Source organism: Streptomyces viridosporus T7A (genome assembly GCF_008704515.1).
GTDB lineage: Bacteria > Actinomycetota > Actinomycetes > Streptomycetales > Streptomycetaceae > Streptomyces > Streptomyces viridosporus.
Genome location: NZ_CP023700.1, coordinates 787,311 through 804,590 on the forward strand (window position 1 = coordinate 787,311; position 17,280 = coordinate 804,590).

15 protein-coding genes and 1 tRNA gene are annotated in these 17,280 nt (G+C 70.3%); 7 read left to right on the forward strand and 9 right to left on the reverse strand.

What is annotated here, in order from left to right:
- Window positions 1-24: 24 nt before the first annotated feature.
- Window positions 25-867, forward strand: a complete 843-nt coding sequence (locus tag CP969_RS03805; RefSeq protein WP_004992617.1) for a phosphotransferase — start codon at window positions 25-27, stop codon at window positions 865-867.
- A 462-nt stretch (window positions 868-1,329) separates the two neighbouring features.
- Here CP969_RS03805 and CP969_RS03810 read toward each other — a convergent pair whose 3' ends face one another.
- Window positions 1,330-2,271, reverse strand: a complete 942-nt coding sequence (locus CP969_RS03810) for a phosphotransferase (RefSeq protein ID WP_026085453.1) — start codon at window positions 2,269-2,271, stop codon at window positions 1,330-1,332.
- A 49-nt stretch (window positions 2,272-2,320) separates the two neighbouring features.
- On the opposite strand from CP969_RS03810, the gene CP969_RS03815 reads away from it, so the two are divergent.
- Window positions 2,321-4,045, forward strand: coding sequence for a VanW family protein (locus CP969_RS03815; protein WP_016827826.1), 1,725 nt, complete (start codon window positions 2,321-2,323; stop codon window positions 4,043-4,045).
- Window positions 4,046-4,389: 344 nt separating this feature from the next.
- On the opposite strand, the gene CP969_RS03820 is transcribed toward CP969_RS03815, so the two are convergent.
- On the reverse strand, window positions 4,390-4,854 hold the full coding sequence (locus CP969_RS03820; protein WP_026085452.1) for a hypothetical protein: 465 nt from the start codon (window positions 4,852-4,854) through the stop codon (window positions 4,390-4,392).
- Window positions 4,855-5,030: 176 nt separating this feature from the next.
- On the opposite strand from CP969_RS03820, the gene CP969_RS03825 reads away from it, so the two are divergent.
- A tRNA-OTHER gene (locus CP969_RS03825) sits at window positions 5,031-5,104 on the forward strand.
- 226 nt (window positions 5,105-5,330) lie between these two features.
- Here the strand turns inward: CP969_RS03825 and CP969_RS03830 are convergent.
- Entirely contained in the window at window positions 5,331-5,720 is a 390-nt protein-coding gene (locus CP969_RS03830; RefSeq protein ID WP_016827824.1) for a VOC family protein, read from the reverse strand.
- Window positions 5,721-5,976: 256 nt separating this feature from the next.
- Complete coding sequence (locus CP969_RS03835) at window positions 5,977-6,888, reverse strand: LysR family transcriptional regulator (RefSeq protein ID WP_016827823.1); 912 nt, start codon at window positions 6,886-6,888, stop codon at window positions 5,977-5,979.
- 133 nt (window positions 6,889-7,021) lie between these two features.
- Here CP969_RS03835 and CP969_RS03840 point away from each other — a divergent pair, with 133 nt between their 5' ends.
- The 3 genes from CP969_RS03840 to CP969_RS03850 all read left to right on the forward strand — a co-directional run bounded on the left by CP969_RS03840 (window position 7,022) and on the right by CP969_RS03850 (window position 9,950).
- The gene (locus CP969_RS03840; RefSeq protein ID WP_016827822.1) at window positions 7,022-8,290 is read left to right on the forward strand and encodes a pyridoxal phosphate-dependent aminotransferase; all 1,269 of its coding nucleotides are present in this window, start codon (window positions 7,022-7,024) and stop codon (window positions 8,288-8,290) included.
- The gene (locus CP969_RS03845) at window positions 8,287-8,637 is read left to right on the forward strand and encodes a hypothetical protein (protein WP_016827821.1); all 351 of its coding nucleotides are present in this window, start codon (window positions 8,287-8,289) and stop codon (window positions 8,635-8,637) included. Before CP969_RS03840 ends, CP969_RS03845 begins: the two co-directional genes overlap by 4 nt.
- A gap of 95 nt (window positions 8,638-8,732) precedes the next feature.
- Window positions 8,733-9,950, forward strand: a complete 1,218-nt coding sequence (locus tag CP969_RS03850; RefSeq protein WP_016827820.1) for an MFS transporter — start codon at window positions 8,733-8,735, stop codon at window positions 9,948-9,950.
- Window positions 9,951-10,184: 234 nt separating this feature from the next.
- Here the strand turns inward: CP969_RS03850 and CP969_RS03855 are convergent, their stop codons facing one another.
- The 5 genes from CP969_RS03855 to CP969_RS03885 all read right to left on the reverse strand — a co-directional run bounded on the left by CP969_RS03855 (window position 10,185) and on the right by CP969_RS03885 (window position 15,343).
- A complete protein-coding gene (locus CP969_RS03855; protein WP_223887047.1) occupies window positions 10,185-10,475 on the reverse strand; it encodes a hypothetical protein in 291 nt (96 codons plus the stop codon).
- A gap of 210 nt (window positions 10,476-10,685) precedes the next feature.
- Window positions 10,686-11,390 (reverse strand): hypothetical protein, encoded by a 705-nt coding sequence (locus CP969_RS03860; RefSeq protein WP_223887048.1) that lies wholly within the window; start codon window positions 11,388-11,390, stop codon window positions 10,686-10,688.
- Between the two features lie 1,101 nt (window positions 11,391-12,491).
- A complete protein-coding gene (locus CP969_RS03875; protein WP_004992580.1) occupies window positions 12,492-13,133 on the reverse strand; it encodes an NADPH-dependent F420 reductase in 642 nt (213 codons plus the stop codon).
- A 341-nt stretch (window positions 13,134-13,474) separates the two neighbouring features.
- Window positions 13,475-14,464, reverse strand: a complete 990-nt coding sequence (locus CP969_RS03880; RefSeq protein ID WP_016827815.1) for an aldo/keto reductase — start codon at window positions 14,462-14,464, stop codon at window positions 13,475-13,477.
- 462 nt (window positions 14,465-14,926) lie between these two features.
- The gene (locus CP969_RS03885; protein ID WP_026085449.1) at window positions 14,927-15,343 is read right to left on the reverse strand and encodes a hypothetical protein; all 417 of its coding nucleotides are present in this window, start codon (window positions 15,341-15,343) and stop codon (window positions 14,927-14,929) included.
- Window positions 15,344-15,684: 341 nt separating this feature from the next.
- On the opposite strand from CP969_RS03885, the gene CP969_RS03890 reads away from it, so the two are divergent.
- Window positions 15,685-16,839 carry a PP2C family protein-serine/threonine phosphatase gene (locus tag CP969_RS03890; protein WP_016827814.1) on the forward strand — a complete coding sequence of 385 codons (1,155 nt, stop codon included), beginning with the start codon at window positions 15,685-15,687 and terminating at the stop codon, window positions 16,837-16,839.
- Window positions 16,840-17,280 lie beyond the last annotated feature (441 nt).

Sequence of the window (17,280 nt, forward strand, 5' to 3'; positions counted from 1 at the left end):
TACCCGACGATGAGGGAGAACGACATGGAGCCTTCGGAACTCCGTCGCGCGGTCGAGGCAGGACGGGCGACCGCTTCGGAGCTGGGCCTTCGGGTCGACGACGTGGTCGTCATCCACAACTCGGACCGCGTCGCGCTGCGCCTGGTCCCTTGCGACGTCCTGGCTCGGGTCGCGCCTCTGGGACATCTGGCTGATTCCGAGTTCGAGGTGGAGGTCGCCCGCCGTCTCGCGGAGGTCGACGCTCCGGTGGCCGGGCTGGATCCTCGGGTCGACCCCCGCGTCCATGTGCGCGATGCCTTCGCCGTCTCGTTGTGGACCTACTACGAACCCGTGGAGACGGAGATCGCGCCGGCCGACTACGCGGACGTGCTCATGCGGCACCACGCCGCCCTGCGCCAGGTCGATCTGGACGCACCGCACTTCACCGATCGAGTCGCCGGGGCACTGAGGGAGGTGAACGACCGGGAGCAGACCCCCGAACTGCCCGATGCCGACCGGGAACTCCTCATCAGCACACTGAGTGGACTGAGTGCCGCGATCAGCGTGAACAAGGCCGGCGACCAGCTGTTGCACGGTGAGCCGCATCCGGGCAACCTCCTCCACACGAAGAGGGGGCCGCTTTTCGTGGACCTCGCCACGTGCTGCCGTGGGCCGGTCGAGTTCGACCTCGCCCACGCGCCCGACGAGGTGGAGAAGCACTACGCGGGAGCTGACCAGGACCTGATCCACCGGTGCCGCGCCGTGGACTGGGCCATGTTCTCGGCCTGGCGCTGGCGCCGGGAAGACCAGATGCCCGACCGGGAACACTGGAGGGCGGAGGGACTCAACCGGGTTCGTGCCTCACTCGACCGTTGCGGACTGGGCTGAACTCGGAACGGAAGGGCTGCCTTGTCCCCGTGCGGGGCCACCCGACACGGTGCGGCGGACCCTCGGCCCGGGCCCGGTTCACCGACTCGCCGACTCGCCGATCAGCCGGTCGTCCACGGTCTTCGCCGACACGGCCGCCGACTCGCCCCTCAGGTGATCCGGCCCGCTTCGACCGGACCGGTGAATTCCCCGACCGTCACGACCGACCCGCTTCGCGAACGGGTCGAGGGCGGGCCACAACCTTGATCAGCACACCGATCGTCGTGTACCGGCCCTCTCACCTTCCGCAGCACTCGGAAGCGCACCTGAACCGGACTTTCGCCACCCTGAGGACCCTGAGGAGGAGGCGTCCGGCCCGCAGGCGTCCCCGAACCGGCAGCGGGGCGGAGCAGACCGCGCCGCCTGGCTGAACCGGACGAGGAAGCCGGGCCGGTCGACCGGTTTGCGACGGCGGGAGATCGATCAGCGACGGGCTGCCGCGGTGAGGCGTCGCAGGGCGGTACGGGCGGGTGGGCCCCAGGTGGGCTTGCCGCCGGGGCGTCCGTGGACGCCGGCGTCTGCGATGAGGATCCCGGCGAGGGCGCGCAGCACCGCCCAGCCGCGGGCGCGGCGCAGGGTCGCGGCGTCCGGGGCCGGCTGGTAGGCGTCATGGAAGCGGTCGGCGGCACCGTCCGGCAGCAGGATCCAGGCGGCGGCGAGGTCGCAGGCCGGGTCGCCCGCGCAGAGGTCTCCGAAGTCGATCACGCCGCAGAAGGCGCCGTCCGCGGTGAGGACGTTGGCCGGATGCAGGTCGCCGTGGAGCCACAGTGCCGAGCCCGCCCAGTCGGGCGCGGCGGAGGCGTCCTCCCAGACCGCGCGGACGGCGCCCGGATCGGGGACCAGCCCCGGCTCGGTGGCCGAGGCGAGCATCTTGGCGAACTGCTCGGCACGGTCGGCCAGCGGTCCTCCGCGATCACGGCCGACGGGCGCCCCGGTGGGGGCAGGCCGGTGCAGAGCCGTGAGGAAGGCGGCCAGGCTGTCGGCCGCGGCCGAGGGGCGGTGGACACCGGCGTCGAGGTCGGGGAGGTGACCCACGGGGGCGTCGGCGGGACCGTGCAGCCGCACCTGACCGAGCGCGGTGGGCAGTGGCACGGTCCCCGCCCGGCCGAGCCGGTCCGTGCCCGCGCCCCGGATGGAGAGGAGCGGGTTTCCCTTCGGCGCCGAGCACGGGAGCGGTCGTGAACGAGCGCTCCAGCAGGGCTGACAACCAGGGGTGTCCGCTCGCTCACGGGAAGGCGCCGGTCGCTGAACGTGCCGGGCGCCGTTGCGCTCGTCACTCGGGCCGCTGATCCGGAACGCCCGGCGCGACCTGGGATATACCCTTTGGTGCCCGGTTGTGCGTAGCTTGACCGACTGCTCTCGCACACAGTGCCGCGACATCGGGCGCACGTCACATCGATCGTTCAGGAGACCCATGCGCCCCCGAATAGCCTCCCTCCCGCCCGTCGCCCTGGCGGGCGGTGCGCTGACCGTCGGCATCGGCGGTCTGTATCTCGCCGGACTGTTGCTCACCGGCGGTGAGATCGAGGCGGGTACGACGGTGCGCGGCGTGGACATCGGGGGTCTGACCCGCGAGGAAGCCGCCCGGAAGATGGAGCGGCACCTGGTGGCGGCCGGCCCCCGGAAGCTGGCAGTGCAGGTAGGCGACCGCAAGGGCGCGGTCGATCCGGGGCAGGCGGGGCTCACCTTCGACATCCCGGAAACCCTTGACCGGGCGGCGTCCACCGGTGCCGATCCGGTCAGCGTGATCGGCGGGCTGTTCCGCTCGGGCGGTGACATCGAGCCGGTCGTGCGCATCGACGAGGACAAGGCCCGTGCCACCTTCGAGGAGCTGGCGAAGACGCTCGGCCAGGAGGTCCGCGACGGCGCCGTCTCCTTCGAGGACGGCCGTGTCGAGCAGATCGCCCCGCGCACCGGGTACGCGCTGGACGTGGACGCCGCGGTCGGCGCCCTGCGCACCCCCTTCCTGCGCGGCGCGACGGACTCGGTCACGGTGCTGCCCGCACGCGAGACCAGGCCGAAGGTCACGGCGGAAGAGGTGCGACGGGCGGTGCGCGAGTTCGCGCAGCCGGCGATGTCGGCACCGGTCACGCTCACCGCGGACGGCAAGCGGTTCACGCTCCCCCCGACCGTGCTGGGCGAGTACCTGACCCTGCGGCCGGACGACACCGGCAGGCTCGCGCCGGAACTCGACAGCAAGGGCCTGCGCGCCGCCCCTGCGGTGACCGGCGCGCTGAACAGCCTCCCCACCACACCTCGAAACGCCCGGCTGGGGCTCGAGGGCGACAAGGTCGTGGTGGTCGCCGACGCCAGACCCGGCGTGAAGGTCACCGACAAGGCCCTGGGCAAGGCCGTCCTGCCCCTGCTCACCAAGTCGGGCGCCGCCCGCACCGCAGAGGTGACCACGCAGCAGATCCAGCCGGAGGTCACCCGCGAGAACGCGGCACGTCTGGGGCTGACGGAGAAGATGTCCTCCTTCACCGTCAACTTCGAACCGGCCGCCTACCGCACGACGAACATCGGCCGGGCCGTGGAACTCATCAACGGCTCCGTCGTCATGCCGAACGAGACCTGGAGCTTCAACCGGACCGTCGGCGAGCGCACCGAGGCCAACGGCTTCGTCGACGGCATCATGATCTTCGACGACCGCTACACCAAGGCGCCCGGCGGCGGTGTCTCCGCGGTGGCCACGACCGTCTTCAACGCGATGTTCTTCGCGGGCGTCAAGCCCGTCGAGTACGGTGCCCACTCCTTCTACATCGAGCGCTACCCCGAGGGCCGCGAGGCGACGGTCGCCTGGGGCAGCCTGGACCTGAGGTTCACCAACGACTCCGGCAAGGCCGTCTACCTTCAGGCCGAGTCCACCGACACCTCGGTGACCGTCACCTTCCTCGGCACGAAGAAGTACGACCGGATCACGTCGGTCAAAGGGCCGCGCACCAACGTGCAGCAGCCGGCGAGGAAGGTGAGCACCGCCGAGAAGTGCGTGCCGCAGACCCCGCTCGAGGGCTTCGACGTCACCGTGGAGCGGGTCTTCCACGACGACGGCCGGCAAGTGAAGCGGGAACCGTTCCACACGCGCTACACCCCGCGTGACGAGATCACCTGCGAAGAGGCACCGAGCAAGCGTCAGCCCTGAGGAAACGGCCCCGTCGACTCGCCGACCGCCCGACGGACCGAGACCGGAAACTCACCGACGCCGACACCGACCTCGAGCAGGGCGGCGTCGCCCCCTCGCCTCCAGCCCTTGGGACTTCAAGCTCGGCGCCCCGAACCCGTGCCCGAGCACCTCGCGGCCAGGACAGCGAGCAAAGGCGTCCCCGGCGTCTCGGTCGTCACGCCGAACGTGCGTGTTCCTCGGTCGGAGCACATGTTCGGGCGAAGGCCGCTTCCGCGTACGCCGACTACCACACCGACTGATCACGTACGACGCGTCGTTCGGCCCCAGAGGTCAGAGATCAAGCCGGGCGCCGGTCGCGGGCGTCATCGCCGCTGGTCTGATGCCGTGATCACGCCGTAGGTGACCAGGCCGTAGGCGATGTGCGGGACGACGTCGGCGGTCCAGTCGCGGACCGACCACGTGCGGGGGTCGCTGACGCCGAGGCGGGCCATCGGTACATCGGTGAGGGCCATCGCCAGGGCGCCGGTGAGCAGGCCGCCCAACCACAGGGGGCCCCGGGCCCCCGCCCGGTGGATCAGTGACACGGCGGCGCCCGTGGCGGTGCCGACGGCGATGCCCGACAGCGCTCCGAGGCCGGTGAGCCGGTTGTCCCGGCCGCTCGTGTCCGGGACCGGGTGCCCCATGCGTGTGGTGATCTTGTCCACCGCGGTCTCCGGCGTACTGCTGGCCGATCTGCCGCGCAGTGCCATGTCGGCGTAGGTCACGGCGTTCAGAGCGGTGGTGCCGGCCGCTCCTGCGGCGCAGCCACGCGCGATGCTTCGGATCATGCCGCTCCGGGTTCCCGTGGCTTCCACGACCGAAACGGTGCGCACCGTGTGGGCTTTGTTCACGGGTTTGGGTTCCGGCTCAACTTCTGCGGCGCTGTCACGTCGGGTGATCCGTCGTTGTCCCGACCGTTCAAGAGCGGCGGAGCACAGGTGGCCCGTATGATCCCTGACGGGACGGGGCTCGTAGCGCAGAGGTTGTCGCGCCTTCACCGCGTGTGGGAGGACGCCGGTTCGAATCCGGTCGGCCCCGTCCCACCCCGACGGTCACGTCCACCGGCCGTTCTGGTTCTGGTGGTCAGGACGTGAACTGCTCGTCCGGTCGCTTCGACAGGTGCCGCCGGGGCACCCGAAGCCGGCGGGCCGAATCAGTGGGAGCAAGAGGCGGCGCAGGCGGCAGCCGCACGCGTGACCGCGGAGGGTCACCGAGGCCTTCTCGGCAACGTGTCGGGGCACAGTCGCCCGCTCACGGCCCGGTCCTACGGTGCCCGGGTGCGAAGGACGCGGAACTCGTTGCCCTCGGGGTCCGCCATGACCACCCAGTTCCGATCTGAGCCTCGACCCGCATCCGTCTTGGTGGCGCCGAGGCCGGGCAATCCGGTCACCTCGCCCTCGGTACTGCCGTCGACCGGGCGGACGTCGAGGTGAAGCCGGTTCTTCACGGTCCTGCCCTCGGGCACCCGGACGAACAGCGGGGTGGGCGGCATCTGGCGGGCCCGGACATCTTCAACGGTCGGCACCCAGGAGCCGATCTCGACCTTGCCCTCGCTCCGGTCGATCACCTTGAAGTCCAGGACCTCGCACCAGGAGGCCGCGAGTCTTTCAGGATCGTGGCAGTCAACGGCCAACTCGGTGAACCTGCTCGTCATGTCTCTCCCGGATAGCGCGGACGGGGCTCGGGGTATTGGCCCGTGCCGCCCTCGTCCTGCTCCAGTTCGAGCACGGCCGCACCACCCGGACGAAGGTCACGACCTGTCACGAGACGTTACCGGCAAGGGCTCACTGCAGGGGGCCGCATCCGCGACAACAGGGGCGGGCGATTCGAGGAGTTGCTGCCGGCCGGCGCCGCCGCGGGCGCGGGCGGCGTCCAGGCCCCCACACTGCGCTGCGCGAGTTCGTCCCTGCTCAGGGTCGGCTGCTGAGGGCCTGTTGGACGGCGCGGAGGCAGGCGGTGATCGCGGGGTCTTCCTGGGTGGTGGTTCGGGTAAGTGCCAGGACGGTGCGCTGCATGCGGGGAGTCAGCCGCAGTCCGGCGACGCCTGCTTGCTCGTGGGCGAGACCGGCGGGCAGGAAGGCTACGCCGGCACCGGTGGCGACGAGTGCGGCCAGGATGTGGAGTCCTTCGAACTCCCAGCGCCGCGGGGGTGTGGCGTTGAGGGCGGTCAGGTACTGGTCGCCCGCGGCTCGGGAGAGTTGCCCGACGGGGGCGCACAGCCAGGTCTGGTCGCGGACGATCCGTCGCAGCCGTGCGGCGGTGGCCGGGCCGGGCTGCTCGGCGAGTGGGTGGTCCGCGGGGATCGCCAGAACGATGTCCTCGCGGCGCAGACGGTGGACCGACAGACCGGTGCCCTCGACTGGTGGGTGCGCGGACCAATCGTCGATGACGGCGAGGTCGTAGCGGCGGTCCAGGACGGCTGCGGCGGCGTTGGTCGAGCCGGTCTCGTGCGCGACGACGTTCAACTCGGGGTGCGTGCGTTGCAGCGCGGCCAGGTGGGGGGCGAGAGCGGGGGCCAAGGCGTGGATACAGCTGACGGTCACCCGGCCGCTGACGGTACCGGTGCGGGCGCGCATGCGGCTGTGAGCGGTTTCCGCGGCGGCGAGGATGCGTGCGGCGTGCTCGGCCAGTTCTCGTCCCGCGTCGGTCAGACTCGCGCGCTGAGCGGTGCGCTCGATCAACGCGACGCCGGCCTCTCGTTCCAGGGTGGCCAGTTGCTGGGAGATCGCCGACGGCGAATACCCCAGGTCGGCGGCCGTGGCAGTGATGGTGCCCCGGGCAGCGAAGCGGTGCAGGATCTCCAGCCGCCGCAGGTCCAGCATCAGTTCTCCTTAAACCGCCCGTCGTTTTCTCGCGCTGTTGCTGATGCTACGCCTCGGGCACGCTGGGCGTGGGCCCGGCAGAGCGCTGTGGCACCACGACACCGGAGCTCAGTACCGAACAGGACGGTTCCTCATGACGACCCACTCCGCCACGCTCGCCATCGACGAGGCCGTTCACGCCCGCCGTGAAGCCGGGCACGACGTACTCCATCTGGGGTTCGGGGAGGCCGGGGTGCCGGTCGCCCCGGGTTTGGCCGAGGTGCTCGCCGACGCCCACCTGCGCAACGGGTACGGCCCGGTTGCCGGCTCATCACAGGCCCGGGCCGCCGCCGCGGGCTGGTTCACCCGACGCGGCCTGCCCACCGAACCGGGCCAGATCCTCTTCGCCCCGGGCAGCAAGCCTCTGCTCTTCGCCCTGCTGGCCGCGATCGGCGGTGACGTGGTGCTGCCCTGCCCCTCGTGGGTCTCCTACGCGGCCCAGGCCGCCCTACTCGGCCGCCGCGTCGTCTCCGTACCCATCCCGGCCGAGGCCGGCGGCATTCCCGACCCCGAGCCACTGGAACAGGCCCTGCGGCAAGCCGGTGCGGACGGGGCCCGGCCGGGCGTACTGGTCCTCACCGTCCCGGACAACCCGACCGGCACCGTAGCCCCCGCCGAGCAGGTCGAGGCGGTCTGTGCGGTCGCCGAGCGACACGGCCTCGCGGTCATCAGCGACGAGATCTACGCCGAACTGGGCCACCGTGGCACCGTCTGCAGCCCGGTACAGCACCTGGGCGAACGCACCGTCGTCACCACCGGGCTGAGCAAGTCCCTGGCCCTGGGCGGTTGGCGCATCGGCTTCGCCCGCACCCCAGCGGGCCGCTGGGGGCGGCACCTGCAACAGGAACTGACCGGGGTCGCCAGCGAAATCTGGTCCAGCCTGGCCGCGCCCATGCAAGCCGTGGCCGCCCGCGCCCTGAGCGACCCACCGGAGGTCACCGCACACATCGCCGCCGCCCGCCGTCTGCACGCCCGCCTCGCCACCGAGGTGCACACCCGGCTGCTCTCGGCAGGAGCACAGTGCCGCCCTCCCCAGGCCGGCTTCTACCTCTACCCCGACTTCGCCCCCGCCCGTGAGGTTCTGCGCGCCCAGGGGATCACCACCGGCACCGACCTCGCCACCGCCCTGCTCGACCGGCACGACATCGCCACTCTGCCCGGCAGCGCGTTCGGCGAACCCGACACCGCCCTGACCCTCAGGCTCGCCACCAGCCTCCTGTACGGCGCCACCCCGCGGCAACGCCACATGGCGCTGACCGCGGAAGAACCACAGGCCCTACCCTGGATCGCCCCCGCCCTCACACGCCTCAGTGCCGCACTGGTCGAACTCACCGCCGACCGACACCACCACCCTCACAGGTGATCCTTTCGGTCACCCCGCCTCACCGTCTCACTCTCCGCCCGCGTCCGACACACAAGGCCACCGGCAGCCCGCCCCACGCAGAAGGGCGTTCACTGGAGCGGAACGAAAACCGGTGCCAGAAGGTTGTTGCTCGCGGCTTCGACGAGTACTGCTGGCTGACCGCTGCCGAGCGGCCGGGCGAACACCCCGTCCTCGCGCGGGCCGCGGAGGGCACGTGGCACTGGTACGACGCGTCCCCCTCGGAGTTCCTCCACCGTGTCCTCGCCGATGCCGATTTCCAGCCGTGCGGGGTGGCGCGGTACGCGCTCGACCCGACCTTCGAGCCCGGCGCCGGCGTCAATGAGTGACGGCGTGTCGTATCCGGAGCCAAGCTGGGAGATCCTTCCCCGGAAGACCGGCCAGAGCGTCAGCCCGGACGCCTGGCCCCGGCCCGGGGAAGACCATGAACGCTGGTATACAACGCGGCGCGATCGCCGCCGTACAGGTACTCGGCCTCGCCGTCTGGTTCTCCATGTCAGCGGTGGTTCCCACGCTTCGCGACGAGTGGGGACTCAAGTCGGCCGACGCGGTATGGCTGACCGCGTCGGTCCAACTCGGTTTTGTCGCCGGCGCACTCACGTCCGCCGCCCTCACTCTCGCCGACCGCGTCCCGCCCCAGCGCCTCCTCGCCGGCGGCGCCGCCGCGGCTGCCGTGTGCACGGTGCTGCTGGCCGTGTCGGTCGATCGGCTTGCCGCAGCCGTTCCCCTCCGCTTCATGACCGGCGTGTGTCTGGCGGGTGTTTATCCGGTCGGCATGAAACTCATGGCTTCCTGGGCGCACGGTGCCGCACGCGGCAAGTCCATGGGGGTGCTCATCGCCGCCCTGACACTCGGATCGACCCTTCCGCATCTCATCGCCGGCGTCGGGTCACTGCCCTGGCGGGGCGTTCTCCTGGTCGCGGCAGCAGCCGGGCTCCTGGCCGCTTTCATCGCGCTGGCCTTCCTCCGCGTCGGTCCCCATGCCGCCCCGGCCGCGCCCACCCGCAACCCCCGCTACGCCCTCACCATGTTCACCCAGCGCGGCCCCCGCTCGGCCAACCTCGGTTACTTCGGACACATGTGGGAGCTCTACGCTCTGTGGACATGGATCCCCGCGTTCCTCGCCGCGACGGACAGCGCCCCTCACCTTCCCGGATCGATCGAGGTCACCGTGTTCCTCACCATGGGGATCGGCGGCGTGATCGGCTGCCTGCTCGGCGGCTGGGGCGCCGACCGCTTCGGCCGCCCTCCCGCCGCCATGGCAGCCCTGCTCACCAGTGGTCTGTGCTGTCTGCTCTCACCACTGCTCGTCCACTCCCCGCCGGTGCTCGTGGTCGCGTTCTGCGCCCTGTGGGGCGCTGCTGTGATCGCCGACTCCGGAGTGTTCTCGACCTCCCTCAGCGAAGTCGCTGACTCCCGCTACATCGGAACAGCCCTCACGGCCCAGACCGCGATCGGATTCGCCCTCACAGTCGTCAGCATCCAGCTCACCCCCCTTCTCGCCGACGCCGTCGGCTGGCGCTACGCGTTCCTCCTCCTGGCCCCCGGCCCCTTGGCCGGCGCCCTTGCCATGCGCGCCCTGAGAACCGGAAACGGCCTCCCCGAGCGTGCAGGACGAGGACGTACCGCTCCCCGGCTCTGATCGCTCCGGCCTGCCCGGCCAGGGTGCACGGGACTCTTGCCCCCTCCGGACCCCTCCGGACCCCTCCGGACCCTGCGAGTGCCGATACATCATCCGCGCAGGTCACGGCCTTGGTTGCCCAGCGGCGGGCCGCGCACGCCAGCCCTTGATCGTCCTTCCACGAGTCCATGCGGACGGCGTCATGACCTCTCGTGCTGCCGCGCCCGGCCTGCCTCGCCGCCACCAACGCCGAGTTCAGGATGGGCCATCGGCCTCGGCGACGTCGTCGCCCTTGGCCACTCCGTCCCGTCCCATGCCGAGGAAGCGCCGGATGGCTTCGACCGGCATGTCGAGTCCCTCGGACGCGGACTGCTCGTCGCCGAAGACCTGCACCGCCTCGGTGACGGCCACGGCCAGTTCGGCCTCGGCCTTGCGGACCTTGGCCTCGGCCTTGTCCACGGTGTCGACCACCGCCAACTGACGGCGCTGCCTCTCCTGAAGTCTCTGCTTGCGGGAAGGGGTTTTGTCAGGGTTCTGCACAGTCATGACCAAGATCATAATCAGTCGGGCGCACGCCCGTGAAATCGGCAACTCACCCGCATTGACGGGGCGTTCACCGCTCGAAGGCTCAGCACCGGGGTCATGTCCCCTGCGGTGGTGAGGCTGATCATCGGGCATTGGCCTGCGGCTTGGGAACACCAAGGTGCTGCGTCACAACGTGCCGGTGTCCCGAGGTCCAGGAGCACTCGAGGCGGCTCAGACACCCATCACGTACCACTGTCTGGGCGATGCGCCACGCAGGTACAAGTGCCGGCCTCGTCCGACAGGGCGTGCGTACCCCCTGAGGGGTGCGCCGTTGGGGAGGGTGAGACAGGCTTCCTCGACCAGAAGGACCTCGTGCTCTGTCATACGGCAACGATGAAGGCGATCTGGTTGCCGGCAGCCACCCAGCATGATGACCTGCTCTCCGTGCACGGCCATGCCCGCGGGAGCGACCACAGGGGACTTCCGTAGCCGGATCTCACCATTGGTTCGGGCCTCAAGCAGCGGGAAGGTCGGGTAGTAGTTGGCCCACGCGACACCGTCGTCAACGTTGAAGGCATAGACCGTATCGATGTACTCGATGCCCTCCGGAGGCCTGTACCCCCACTGGCGGTTACCGCCGCTGTCCCAGCGCACCAGGCCGTCGGCGCTGATCGGGTCGCTGTAGACGCCTTCGTCGAAGTAGGCACTCCATACATGGTGCCGTCGGTCCGCCATCAGGTACTCGACCGCATGCCCCATCACGAAGCTGCGGCGTCGCCGCCCGTCCCTCCCGTAGATCTGCGCGTTCTGATCCCCTGCGGCACCGTGGCCCTGCAGAACGAACCGGTCATTGGGCAGCGCGTCCAGGTGGGTCACCCTCAAGTTCATGTCGTGCAGCCACTGTTCCCGGACCGCGCCGCCGCTGTCGATGACCAAAAGCGCGTCGTACGGACGGGTGCGGGGCTGAGGGTAGGGCCTGCCGTACGAACGTGGACGGAGTTCCGCATCGGGGCAGATCAACCAGAGGGCTCGGCCCCAGGCATCCACAGTGGTCGCCAGAACCTTCTGGTGGTCGTACTGCCGAGGCAACAGTGCGTGAGGACGCAGTGCCACCTTCCTCAAGAAATCACCTCACGGGCGAACGAACACGACTCGCCCATGATCCCACCCCTCCAAACCCCTCGACCAGCCGTGCCCACACCTCGGAGATCAGAACTCGAACTGACAGACGACCTACCGCTGCCTCCGTTCAGGATCGGCGCTTGCAGTCACCGGTCCACGAGTCCACGACGCGCTGAGCGGCGGCAGGGAACTCATCGGCGCGTTGGAGCCGCACACCGAGGGCGAGTGGTTCTGGTGCTCAGGCCTCGCCCGCGAAGGCGTCGCACTCGACGGGGTCGGCCTGCTGCGCCGCGTCACCTTCCAGGCCGACGCCCCCCAGGGCGCGCTGACCCTCACCCGCTACATCGACATCCACCTCACGGAGACCCGGCGCAACGCCTCCTCCCCCGGCTCCTGGGCGGTGGACATGAAGGCGCCGACAGCCCCTGCTGAGCGGCTCGGTCGGCGCGCGTTGCCGACCGAACCGCCGAGTCGCACGTGGGCGGCAGGGGCGTCGGTGATGCGGTGGGTACCGCAGCGGAGTTTCCGCAGGCGGCGCCATCCCATGAGGGCGGTCAGAGCCTGCTCACCGACACAGTGGATCTTGGCCTGGGGGGTGTGGTGCCGACGCTGCCACCGCTTGAGCCGACGGCTGCGGAACGGGAGACGGCCGCACCGGTGAGCGCGGTGTCAGTGGGTGACAGCGGTCCGTGCTCACGCACCGCTTCGGCGAGATCCTTCGCCCCGGGCACGACGCCCCTCACGATTCGAGGCAGTCCGTTTTCCTCCGCGACGTCGTACACGAGCGACACCGTCCGGGCCGGCCGCGGGCCGACTGCCCCACCAGCAGACCGGGGACTGCTCCCGGCACGGCAGAGGTGAACGCCGAACCCCACCGCACCCCCGACGCCTCACCACCGACCACGCACGAACTCGTCAGGGAAGGATGGCAATGCCACTGGACCAGCCGAGGCCGAGCCGCTCCTGGCTGGCCATGTGAAGGAACTGGAACGCTTCGAGTTCCCGTGCCCGGCGCAGCGGTCCGACATCCAGGGGGCGCAGGCCTGCCGAGGTGACGACTGAGGCCACGGCCTCCCTGGCTGCGTCGTCGTCACCCGCGATGAAGACATCCAGGGGCCGACCGGCCACCTCGCCGGAGGCCAGCGGGCCGGCGAAGGTGGTGTTGAAGGCCTTGACGAGACGTGCGTCCGGTACGACCGCGGCGATCTCCTCGGCCGCCGAGGTGCCGGGCGGTACGACCAGCGAGTCGAAGGTGCTGAAATCCACGGGGTTGGAGATGTCGACCACGACTTTGCCGGACAGCGCGGCACCGAGGGAGGCGGCCACTTCGCGTCCAGCGGGATAAGGAAGGGCGAGCACCACTACATCCGCGGCTGCCGCGCCTTCCGCGTCGCTCGCCTGGACGTCTGCCCCGCTCACCGCCTCGGACAGGGAGGTGGCCAGCCCTTCCGCCTTGCCCGGGTTCCGATCATGCAACCGGAGCGAATGGCCGCCCGACAACACCCGTGTACCGATGGCCCGGGCCATGTTCCCAGCCCCGACAATGCTGATGATCACTTGCGGTTCCCCTCTGACGTGAGGTGTTTCGTGCCCACCCTCACATCGGCGAGCAGGCCGTGCCAGCGCCCACCGCTGTCCGGGGCAGCGCGGCCGCCCCTGGGGGCCCGGGGCGACCAGCGCATGGTGATTCCGCCGTACAGCCATGAAAACGCAGGTCGAAGAGTTCGGTTGTCGACATCTCGAACAGGAAAAGAGCCGACACGGGGGTGTGTGCCCCGCGGCGGGCGCAGTCGCGCATCAGGTCCGCCCACGACTCACCCGATTCGCGGTAACCGCCCCTGAGTACGGGATGGCAGGACCCGGCAGCTGCTGCCGGCTCCGGCTAGCGATTGATGGTTCTAGCGATTGATGGTTCGCATTCCTGCCTCGTCATACCGCTCCCCCGCCGCCTCGGGCAGCTCCGCGTCGATGCGGGCCAGGTCGTCCTCGGTCAGCGCGATGTCGACCGCGGCGGCGTTCTGTTCCAGGTAGGTGCGGCGCTTGGTGCCCGGGATCGGCACCAGGTTCTCGCCTTGGGCCAGCACCCAGGCGATGGCCAGCTGGGCCGGAGTCACGTCCTTCTCGGCGGCGATCTCCTTCACCTTTGCCGCCAGCCGCAGGTTCGCCTCCAGGTTGGCGTCCTGAAAGCGCGGGTTCTCACGGCGCCAGTCGTTCGCGTCCAGCTCGTCCGGCGAGGTGAACCGCCCGGCGAGGAAGCCGCGGCCGAGCGGCGAGTACGGCACGAAGCCGATGCCCAGCTCCCGGCAGACGGGCAGCACCTCGGCCTCCACGTCCCGTGACCACAGCGAGTACTCGCTCTGCACCGCGGTGATCGGGTGCACGGCGTGGGCGCGTCGGATGGTCTCCGCGCTCGCCTCGCTCAGGCCGATGTACCGCGCCTTGCCCTCGGCCACCAGCTCGCCCAGCGCGCCGACCGTCTCCTCGATGGGTACGTTCGGATCGACCCGATGCTGGTAGTACAGGTCGATGTGGTCGGTCCCCAGACGCTCCAGGGAGCCGTGGATCGAGCTCCGGACGTGCTCGGCCGAGCCGTCCTGCGGGCCGACCGTGCTCATGTCGCCGGGTACGGCGTTGTCCATCCGGTAGTTGAACTTCGTCGCGATCACGTACTTGTCACGATGCCCGCGGATCGCCTCGCCGACGAGCGACTCGTTGGTGAGGGGTCCGTACATCTGCGCGGTGTCGAGAAAGTTCACCCCGAGGTCGAGGGCGTGCCGGATGGTCGCGACCCCCTCCTCTTGATCGGTGGAGCCGTAGAAGGCGGACATGCCCATGCACCCCAAGCCGATGGCCGACACCTGGAGGTCCCGCAGACTGCGCTTCTGCATACCGTGTCCCAGCCTCTCCCTGCACACTCGTTCATCGTTCGGACGGCACGAAGCCCCTCATCCATCTAGCGACGGATTCCCCCGTTCGGCATCCCGTGGGAGTCACCGGGCGACACGGACTTCGTGCGCCGCGGTGTCCGTGACGCTACGACCGGGAGCGCGCTCCGGCGCAAGTCAACCGTTCAGGCACTCCGGCGGCTCGGACAGGCCGTTCTGCGTGACCACCGACCGGTTGCGCAGCTCCGACGCGGGCACCGCCGGGCCCAGGTCAGGGGGCAGGGGTCGGGCGTCGGGGGCTGGGAAAGGGGGCGTACAGCGCCGGCACCGCGCCCCCCGCCTCCAGGAACGCCGTCCGCCCTCCCAGCGTCGGTTCTGGAAGCGGGCAGCACCTTCCCTCGACCACACGACGACTGCATCCCGCCCTCACCGCTCCAGCCCGTCACACCACACAGCCGGATGCGCTCACGACGACCCACCCGACTTCTGCCTGACAAGTTCGTGCGTGGTCGGCGGTGAGGCGTCGCGGGTGCGGTGGGCTTCGGTGTTCGCCTTTGTCGTGCCGGGACCGAGTCCGCGGTCTGCTGGTGGGACAGCCGGCCGTCGACCGGTCTGGACGGTATCGCCGGTGTGTTCGCGGCGGCCGAGGAGGCGAGCGGGTGCCCGCCAGTTCTCCAGGTGGGCGATGCCGTGCTCGACCCGGACGCGCAGCGAGGAATGCGCCTGGCACTGCCTTTCGTGCATCTCCTCGTGCCGGTCGGAGGCGTTCTTCTTGGACTTGCGATGCGGTGGGGTCAACCGCGCGTCCGCGTGCCCTGCGGCCGGGCGCCGGGCCCGGATCTCGGTGCCGTCGATGAGGTCCGTCTTCCCGTCGGCGCCCACGGCCCGCTTCCGGGGCCGGGGCCCGACCTGGTGCTGTCTGTGTCACAACGGGCCCATCCGGGCGGCGAGTTCAGCGATCACACCGGCCGGCAGGCCCGCGGTCCTCCGGTACCCGGTGATCGCTGCACGAGACGCGTTCCCCACCACCCGACGTTTCTCGGCCTCGCCGCTGCCCTGTGCCGCTACAGGCGGCTCGCCCGCCTCACCACATGGGACACGGTCTGAATGACGAGCTGATCGTCCAGGGCTCCGCCGACCGTGGTGCTCCGGTCGCCGTGGTCGGGGATGCGGCAGAGACTGAAACCCGGATTCTGTCCAGGAACACCCCGGAGCGCAGGAGAATGGGACCCACCCGCGCGTCACCGCCCCGCGAGAGACGGTGGTTCCGATGGCTGCCCGCCGCGCTGATCCTCGGCGTATTCGTCCTCGACCTCCTCGCCCCGCGAGGTGTGAGGGTATTCATCCTGTTGGCGGCCGCTCCCGTGCTGGTCGCGCCCTGGTTCTCCCTGACCGGGACGATCGCCACCGGAGGGGCGGCCCTCCTCGCCGCGGTGGTCCTGCCCCTGGTGAAAGGCCGGACGCCGTTCAGCATCGATGACGTCTTCCCGTTCTCCACCTTCGTCACCCTGACCTTCCTGGCCGCGGTCGTCAACCGGCTGCTGGCCCGTGAGCGGCAGCAGCTGAAGACCGCCCGTGAGGTCGCCGAAGCCGTCCAGCGCGCCGTACTCCCTTCCCCGCCCGGGCGAATCGGGCCACTGGCTGTGGCCGCCCGTTACGAGGCCGCCGCGCGGGAGGCCGCCATCGGGGGCGATCTATACGCGATCCACTCCACTCCCTACGGCATCCGGCTGATGATCGCCGACGTCCTGGGCAAGGGCCTGGGCGCGATCCGAACCGTCAACGCGCTGCTCGGCACCTTCCACGAGGCCACCCTCCGCATCCCGGACCTGCCCGGTGTGGTCCGCTGCCTGGAGGAGCGGATCCATGAGACCAACGCCGCCGAGAACGGACGGGAAGCCGAGAGGTTCGTCACCGCCGTCATCGCCGAACTCTCCACCGATGGCTCGACCCTGCACGTGGTCAATCGGGGGCACCCGGCGCCACTGCTGCTCCACCATGGCCGGGCCCGTCCACTGGAGCCGGGTGTGCCCTCGCTGCCGCTGGGCCTGGCCGACCTCGGTGGCCCGGACGTCCCGGTGGACCGGTACGCCCTGCCCGAGGGGGCGGTCCTGGTGCTGTTCACCGATGGTGTCGTCGAGGCCCGCGACCACCGGGGAGTCTTCTACGACCCGGCCCCGCGGTTGTCCCGCCCCCTCCCTCCGGACCCGGACCGCGTGCTGGACGCCCTGCTCGCCGACCTGTACCGGTACGCCGCAGGGCACCTCGACGACGACATCGCGCTCCTCGCCATCGGCCTGCCCCACGACGCGAGCGACGCCCCCGGCAAGGCCCCGGCCGTCCACCGGGCGGAAGCAGACGACAGCCGGTGCGCTTGAGGGAGCTCACGACTCCGCCGCGCAATCCCCGGAGCTCCGGGACCGCACCCCGCGACCTGCTGAAACACGGCCAGGCTCGGCCCTCCGAGCGACTGCCCTACGAGGCTCGCGCATGCAGCGAGGGGAGGGTGCGGCGCGAGCCGTCGGGGTCATCACGCCTCTGAAAACCGGATGAGCGCAACGTGCTGACCTGCGGAAACGTGAGTGCTGTATGCACCCGGGGTGAAGACCTCATCCTTGTCCGGGGACACGCGCGGACCGTGCATGGATCAACCTGTTTCCGTCAGGGTGGAGGAGAGGCCGTCCGAGCAGCGAGACCGGGAGTCACTTGTAGCTTTGTGAAAACAAGTCGAGTCGAGTGGTCTCGCTCGGCGGCTTTGTGGAGCGACAAACCTGCCACCCGATCGAACGACGCTGGAGGAACTGCTCCTGGAAGGCACC